General features: G+C 68.8%; 9 protein-coding genes. All 9 read left to right on the forward strand.

Annotated features, from left to right (window positions below; all coding sequences use genetic code 11):
* Nucleotides 1–49 precede the first annotated feature (49 nt).
* Nucleotides 50–358, forward strand: a complete 309-nt coding sequence (locus VLK66_RS16290) for a hypothetical protein (RefSeq protein WP_325310509.1) — start codon at nt 50–52, stop codon at nt 356–358.
* Between the two features lie 192 nt (nt 359–550).
* On the forward strand, nt 551–709 hold the full coding sequence (locus VLK66_RS16295) for a hypothetical protein (protein ID WP_325310510.1): 159 nt from the start codon (nt 551–553) through the stop codon (nt 707–709).
* A gap of 151 nt (nt 710–860) precedes the next feature.
* The gene (locus VLK66_RS16300) at nt 861–1,052 is read left to right on the forward strand and encodes a hypothetical protein (protein ID WP_325310511.1); all 192 of its coding nucleotides are present in this window, start codon (nt 861–863) and stop codon (nt 1,050–1,052) included.
* Between the two features lie 175 nt (nt 1,053–1,227).
* Nucleotides 1,228–1,413 (forward strand): hypothetical protein, encoded by a 186-nt coding sequence (locus VLK66_RS16305; protein ID WP_325310512.1) that lies wholly within the window; start codon nt 1,228–1,230, stop codon nt 1,411–1,413.
* A gap of 295 nt (nt 1,414–1,708) precedes the next feature.
* On the forward strand, nt 1,709–3,109 hold the full coding sequence (asnS, locus tag VLK66_RS16310) for an asparagine--tRNA ligase (protein ID WP_325310513.1): 1,401 nt from the start codon (nt 1,709–1,711) through the stop codon (nt 3,107–3,109).
* Between the two features lie 558 nt (nt 3,110–3,667).
* Nucleotides 3,668–3,859 (forward strand): hypothetical protein, encoded by a 192-nt coding sequence (locus VLK66_RS16315; protein ID WP_325310514.1) that lies wholly within the window; start codon nt 3,668–3,670, stop codon nt 3,857–3,859.
* A gap of 75 nt (nt 3,860–3,934) precedes the next feature.
* Nucleotides 3,935–4,141: a hypothetical protein gene (locus VLK66_RS16320; protein ID WP_325310515.1), complete on the forward strand. Its 207-nt coding sequence runs from the start codon at nt 3,935–3,937 to the stop codon at nt 4,139–4,141.
* A 191-nt stretch (nt 4,142–4,332) separates the two neighbouring features.
* The gene (gene ftsH / locus VLK66_RS16325; protein WP_325310516.1) at nt 4,333–6,327 is read left to right on the forward strand and encodes an ATP-dependent zinc metalloprotease FtsH; all 1,995 of its coding nucleotides are present in this window, start codon (nt 4,333–4,335) and stop codon (nt 6,325–6,327) included.
* Between the two features lie 60 nt (nt 6,328–6,387).
* A complete protein-coding gene (locus VLK66_RS16330; RefSeq protein WP_325310517.1) occupies nt 6,388–6,561 on the forward strand; it encodes a hypothetical protein in 174 nt (57 codons plus the stop codon).
* The last annotated feature ends 360 nt before the right edge of the window (nt 6,562–6,921 follow it).

Raw genomic sequence — 6,921 nt, forward strand, 5'->3', positions numbered from 1 at the left:
ATATTACGACACTGCAATCAAATACTCACCTGTTCGACGGAGGCGCACCATGCGGAAGCTGAGGCTGGATCCCGAGGAGCTGCGGGTCGAGACGTTCGTGCCCAGCGGCGGGCGCGACGGTCAGGGCACCGTGTACGGCCACTACTCGTACCCGAACGGGTGCTTTCCCCCGTCCGACAGCGATCCGGCGCTGGAGAGCTGCGGCTACAACACCTGCGCGGGGATCACCTGCCAGCAAAGCTGCAACGGCTACACCTGCGGGTGCGATCCCGTCGGCTCGGCGCAGTGCGACTCCATCGGCTACACCTACTGCATCAAGGACATGTCGTGCATGGCGCAGTGCCTGCCACCGCGGTAGCCACCGCCCCCCCGTTTCGAGCGCCGCGGCCCCAACGGGCTGCGGCGCGTTTTCGTGTCACATCCGCAAACGTTTAGCGACACGTTGCGCAAATCGCGGGGTCTTGATTATCATCGTGCGCCGCCACGCCGCGCCTCCACGCGCCGCAGGTCTCCGGCGGCTTCCGATCCCCCCATCTGGAGAAACCCGGCGATGCAGAAGATCCGCCTGGACCTGGACGCGCTCGTGGCCGAATCGTTCGCGCTCGCCGCCCCGCATGCGGATGGCGAGGGAATGATGGAGGCATACGGCGCCGGGCAGACCCGGAACTGTGCCACGCCCCTGTGCACCGCGGGCACCTCGTGCCTCTGACGCTCTGAGCTTCCAGGGAGCCGGTATCCTCCGGCTCCCTTTCGCGTCCGCGGCCATCCCCTTTCGGCCGCGGGCCGGGCACTCCGCCCGGCAACCGCTCCGTCCGGAGCGCCCTATCCACCCATCCCCCACATCTCCAGGAGCAGTTCCGATGCTGAACCCCGAAGACCTGACCGTAGAGTCGTTCGCCACCAGCGAGGCCACCATGAGCATCGGCACCGGCGGCGGCTTCTGCTGCACCGGCTGCGACAGCGGCTGCGGCATCAACCCCACCGGCGGCGGGTGCGAGAGCGCCAGCGGCCAGATCTACTGCGTGGACAACAACACCATCGCCGCGGCCTGATCCGGCGTGCCGGGGAGAGGGTGCGCGCATCGGCGCCGCGCCCTCTCCCGCCTCTCCGGCGGCCCCTGCCGCGGGCGCATCCGCCGCGGCCGCCGGCCTCCTCCCGGACGTCCTGTCCGGCGGCGGCTCCACTCCGGAGCGCCGGTCTCCTCCTCTCCATCCCGGAGGCACTCCCATGATGAACCCCGACGATCTGAGGGTCGAGTCTTTCTCCACCACCGGCGACGCGGCCAGCATCAGCCAGCCGATCGGCGGCTGCTGCACCGGCTGCGTGAGCGGCTGCGGCTACAATCCCACCGGCGGCGGCTGCGAGAGCGCCAGCGGGCAGATCTACTGCCAGGCCGATCCGGTCCTCGCCTGATCGATCCCGGCGCAAGACGTGGAGCGGGGCGGCCGCGGTGCCGCCCCGCTTTTTTCATCCCCATTCCGAATCGCCCCTGGATCTCACGCGAAGACGCGGAGACGCAGAGAACTCACCGCATGGGCCGAGCTCTCCGTGTCTCCGCGTCTCCGCGTGAGTCCATCCGTTGCTTTGCGGGGCGGGATGCGGGGTTTCGCCCGATCCCTTATGATTCCCGCTTCCAGTTGACGGCGCCCGGCGCGCGACCCGCGCCGGGCGCGCTGCCTAGAATCGCCCGACCGTACCCGCGCGGACCATGCTCAAACCGACCATCAGGGACTTCCTTTCCGGCGCCGTGGAGCCGGGCGCCGCCGTGACCGTGCAGGGATGGGTGCGCACCCGCCGCGACTCCAAGGCCGGCATCTCGTTCATCAACGTGAGCGACGGCTCCGTCTTCGCCACCATCCAGGTGGTCGCGGGGAAGGAGCTGCCGAACTACGAGAGCGACGTCCTGCGCCTGACCGCGGGGTGCTCGGTGGTGGTGCGCGGCGAGCTGGTGGCCACGCCCGGGCGCCCGCAGCCGGTGGAGGTGCGCGCGGCGGAGATCGAGGTGCTGGGGTGGGTGGACGACCCGGAGACGTACCCCATCCAGCCCAAGCAGCACTCGATGGAGTTCCTGCGCACGGTGGCGCACCTGCGCCCGCGCACGAACACCTTCGGCGCGGTCGCCCGGGTGCGGCACACGATGGCGATGGCCATCCACCGCTTCTACGACCGCAACGGCTTCTTCTGGGTGCACACGCCCATCATCACCACCAGCGACGCCGAGGGCGCGGGGGAGATGTTCCGCGTGAGCACGCTGGACCTGATGAACCTGCCGCGCGCCCCGGGCGGGGAAGTGGACTTCGCGCAGGACTTCTTCGGGCGCCCGGCCTCGCTCACCGTGAGCGGGCAGCTGAACGTGGAGGCCTACGCGCAGGCGCTGGGGCGGGTGTACACCTTCGGGCCCACCTTCCGCGCGGAGAACAGCAACACCAGCCGGCACCTGGCCGAGTTCTGGATGATCGAGCCGGAGCTGGCCTTCGCCGACCTGAACGACGACGCCGACCTGGCCGAGGATTTCCTCAAGGCCATCTTCACCGACCTGCTGAACGAGCGGGCCGACGACATGGCGTTCTTCGCCGAGCGCGTGGACCCCGAGTGCGTGAAGCGCGTCGAGGCGTTCCTGGAAAGCAGCTTCGAGCGGATGGACTACACCGAGGCCGTGCGCCGCCTGGAGGCCAGCGGCCAGAAGTTCGAGTTCCCGGTGCAGTGGGGGATGGACCTGCAGAGCGAGCACGAGCGCTACCTCACCGAGAAGCTGGTCGGCCGCCCCGTGGTGGTGATGAACTATCCGCGCGAGATCAAGTCGTTCTACATGCGGCTGAACGACGACGGCAGGACGGTGGCGGCCATGGACGTGCTGGCCCCCGGCATCGGCGAGATCATCGGCGGGTCGCAGCGCGAGGAGCGGCTGGACGTGCTGGACCGGCGCATGGCCGAGATGGGGCTGGACACGGCGAGCTACGGCTGGTACCGCGACCTGCGCCGCTACGGCACGGTGCCGCACGCCGGCTTCGGGCTGGGCTTCGAGCGGGCGATCCAGTACGCCACCGGCATCGCCAACATCCGCGACGTCATCCCCTACCCGCGCACGCCGGGGAGCGCGGAGTTCTGAGCGGCCCTGTCTCAAGCGGAGACGCGGAGGACGCGAAGAATTGCTTCGCGTCCTCCGCTTTTTTGCATCTCCCAATCCTCCACAACAGCCTTCACATAGAGGCTCCGTCATCCCGAGAACAGACGGCGATTGCGCTCGTCACTGGTCTGCTACGAGGCACGCCGTGCGATGGAAGTCGAAGGTTTGCAGGCCTTGATGGAATCGCGGGAGGGAGTTAAGGTCAGAGGCATACCGCACATTTAAGCTCACAAAGGGATGCACGCGCATGCGCAACGCGCTATCCGTCTCGCCCTCTCGTCCCGCCGCCACGATGGCGACGCCGGGAGCGTGCACCTGTCGTTGTCGTGCGCGAGGGCGGTGAATCATCCGCGGACCGTTCGCCTTTCGGGGCGGACGGTCCGTTCGCGTTCTCTACCCCGCCGCGAGCGCGTGAGCCGAAGCGGGCCAACCCTGACCGGAGAAACTTCGGTGAACATCGGGTGCTTCTGCACCGAGTACGTGTCGTGCTTCGACTGTACCGTCTGAACGGGCGGCAAACCCCGGACGAGGGAGGAAACGATGAAGAAGTTCAGGCTGGCGGTAGAGGAGCTGTGCGTGGAGTCGTTCGGCACCGCCGCGGCGGACCCGGCGCGGGGCACCGTGCGCGCCGCCGAGGCCACGCCCGCCACCGGCTGCGCCCTGTGCGGCACCGCGGCGGTGGGCGGAAGCTGCTTCAACGGGTGCACCATCGACAACTGCGAGATCGGCTGAAGCGCGGCGGAAGTGCCGCGGTGGCCGGGCCGCGGGGGCGGTCCGGGATGAACCATCATCAGGGAGATGGGAACGATGAAGAAGCTGAGCCTGAAGGTCGACGACATCACGGTGAGCTCGTTCACCACCGACGAGTACGACGACGTGCGCGGCACGGTGGAGGGGAACGCCATCACCGTTCCCCCGCGCTGCTCCGGCACGGTGAAGTTCGACGGCGGCGACGACGACTGCACCAGCGGGTGCGTGTGCTGCCGCTTCCGCCCGGCGCCCAAGCCGCAGTGAACTGAAGTGCGGGAGTGCGGAAGTGCGGGAGTGCGCTGGCTCCAGGTGAGCCACGGCACTCCCGCGTTCCCGCATCTCCCATGATCCAGCCAGAGCCGGAAGAACGCGCGGAACCCACGCACTCCCGCATTTCCGCACTCCCGCACTTTTGTCCTCCGTGCATGGTCCAAAGCTTGCGCCTGCGGCCCCGCATGGAACCTCCCATTCAGAACGAGAGGCGCCGCGGCACGGACCGCAGGCGCACCGGCGGCCTCGGCGGGCCCGGACGCTTCGGCGTGGGCCCGCTGCTCATCGGCTTCCTGGCGCTGATCGCGCTGACCATGCTGTGGGGCGGCGCGCAGAACAGCGGCCGCATCGCCTACAGCGAGCTGAAGAACCGCATCGCCGCCGGGCAGGTGGAGAAGGTGGAGATCACCCCCACCACCATCGTGGCCACGCCCAGGCCGGCGATCGCCGACAGCGCCAGGGTGCGCCAGTGGTCGGCCGCACTCCCCGCCTCGTTCGAGGACCGCGAGCTGCTGCCGCTGCTGGAGCGCATGCACGTGCCCTACCAGGGCGCCGAGGAAAGCAAGCTGTGGGGCCTGCTGGTCTGGCTCCTTCCGGTGGCCATGATCGTGGTGTTCTGGAGCTTCATGATGAGGCGGATGAACCCCACGCAGGGCGTGCTGACGGTCGGCAAGAGCAAGGCGCGCATCGTGGGCGAGGAGGGCACCGGCGTCACCTTCCAGGACGTGGCCGGCGTGGACGAGGCGCGGCAGGAGACGCAGGAGATCGTGGAGTTCCTCCGCTCGCCGGAAAAGTTCGCCAAGCTGGGCGCCAAGATCCCCAAGGGCGTGCTTCTCGTCGGCCCTCCGGGAACGGGGAAGACGCTGCTGGCGCGCGCGGTGGCCGGCGAGGCGGGCGTCACCTTCTTCCAGCTCTCGGGCGCCGAGTTCGTGGAGATGTTCGTGGGCGTGGGCGCCGCCCGCGTGCGCGACCTGTTCGCGCAGGCCAAGGCGCAGGCGCCGTGCATCATCTTCATCGACGAGCTGGACGCGCTGGGGAAGGCGCGCACCCCCGGCGGCGTGCTGGGCGGCAACGACGAGCGCGAGCAGACGCTGAACCAGCTGCTGGTGGAGATGGACGGCTTCGACCCGCGCATGGCCGTCATCATCATGGCCGCCACCAACCGCCCCGAAATCCTGGACCCCGCGCTGCTGCGCCCCGGCCGCTTCGACCGGCAGATCCTGGTGGACCGGCCGGACGTGAAGGGGCGCCTCGACATCCTGCGCATCCACTCGCGCGGCGTGTCGCTGGGGCAGGACGTGGACCTGGAGCGCATCGCCCGGCGCACCCCCGGCTTCGTGGGCGCCGACCTGGCCAACCTGCTGAACGAGGCCGCGCTCCTGGCCGCCCGGCGCGACAAGTCGGAGGTCAGCATGCTCGAGATCGACGACGCGGTGGACCGCATCGTGGCCGGGCTGGAGAAGAAGAACCGGCTGATCAACGACAAGGAGCGCACCATCGTGGCCTATCACGAGGCCGGCCACGCCATCGTGGCCGAGCGCGTGCCCACAGCCGACCCGGTGCACAAGATCAGCATCATCCCCCGCGGCGTGGCGGCGCTGGGCTACACGCAGCAGCTGCCGACCGAGGACCGCTACCTCCTGCAGAAGCAGGAATTGATGGACCGCATCGCCGTGCTGCTGGGCGGGCGCGTGGCCGAGGAGATCGTGTTCAACGAGATCTCCACCGGCGCGGGGAACGACCTGGAGCGCGTGACCGAGCTGGCGCGCAGCATGGTGATGGAGTACGGGATGAGCCGCGAGCTGGGCCCGGTGAACCTTTCCGGCCCGCGCCGGATGCAGTTCCTGCAGGCCGACGGCGACCACGGCGGCGGCCGCCAGTACAGCGAGGAGACCGCGCGCCAGATCGACAGCGAGATCCGCGGGCTGATCGACGGCACCTACGAGCGCGTGCGCCGCATCCTGACCGACGACCGCGGCGTGCTGGAGGTGCTGGCCCAGCGGCTGCTGGAGAAGGAAGTGGTCGACGAGGCCGAGCTGCGCGAGATCATGAACCTGCCGCCGCGCACCCGCGAGCCCAGCGAGGACCGCATCGTCACCCCGCCCCCCGCCTCGCCCATCGGCGAGGCCGGCCAGGCGCGTGCCGCGAGCTCGGCGGCGGACGACGCGGCGGCGGACTGAGGTGGGGGAAAAGAAGTCCTGAGTCCCAAGTCCCAGGTCCCAAGTGGAACTGCAGGGGAGATGGAGATTCGAATGGATGCGAAGGACGGGAAGGACCCGCGCTACAGCGACAAGAGCCCGCACTCGGCGGACGAGCAGAGCCAGCCCGAACCCGAGCGCCCGGTGCCCGAGACGGAGCGCGACGCGAAGAGCGGCCAGGCGGACAAGCCGTCGCAGGCCGAGGGCGAGCGCTGAGCTTCAGTACGAGAAGTGCGGAAGTACGAGAGTACGGAAGTACGGAACTGCACATCGCCCCGCGCCGAACGGATCGGCGCGGGGCGATGTGTCTTCAGCGCAAGGAAGCCTTCCCCGCTCCGCGATGAAGTCCGCGAAGGCTGACTGCGTGCCGTTGCAGCCGCGACTTCAGTCGCATCTTCCAACACCCAACCGCTTCGGGTGCAACCACTTCCGATGTGATACCATTTCCTTAAGCTGATTGTGCAGAATAGATGTTCCGCAGGTACTCGTAGCCGGTGATGGAGGCGAGAGTTTCGTTGGAGTAGTTGCGAAGGATCGTGGCCACACGCTCCTTCAGCGCGGCGAGGTCGGCGGGCA

Origin of the sequence: Longimicrobium sp. (genome assembly GCF_035474595.1) — a bacterium.
In the GTDB taxonomy this organism is placed as follows: Bacteria; Gemmatimonadota; Gemmatimonadetes; order Longimicrobiales; family Longimicrobiaceae; genus Longimicrobium.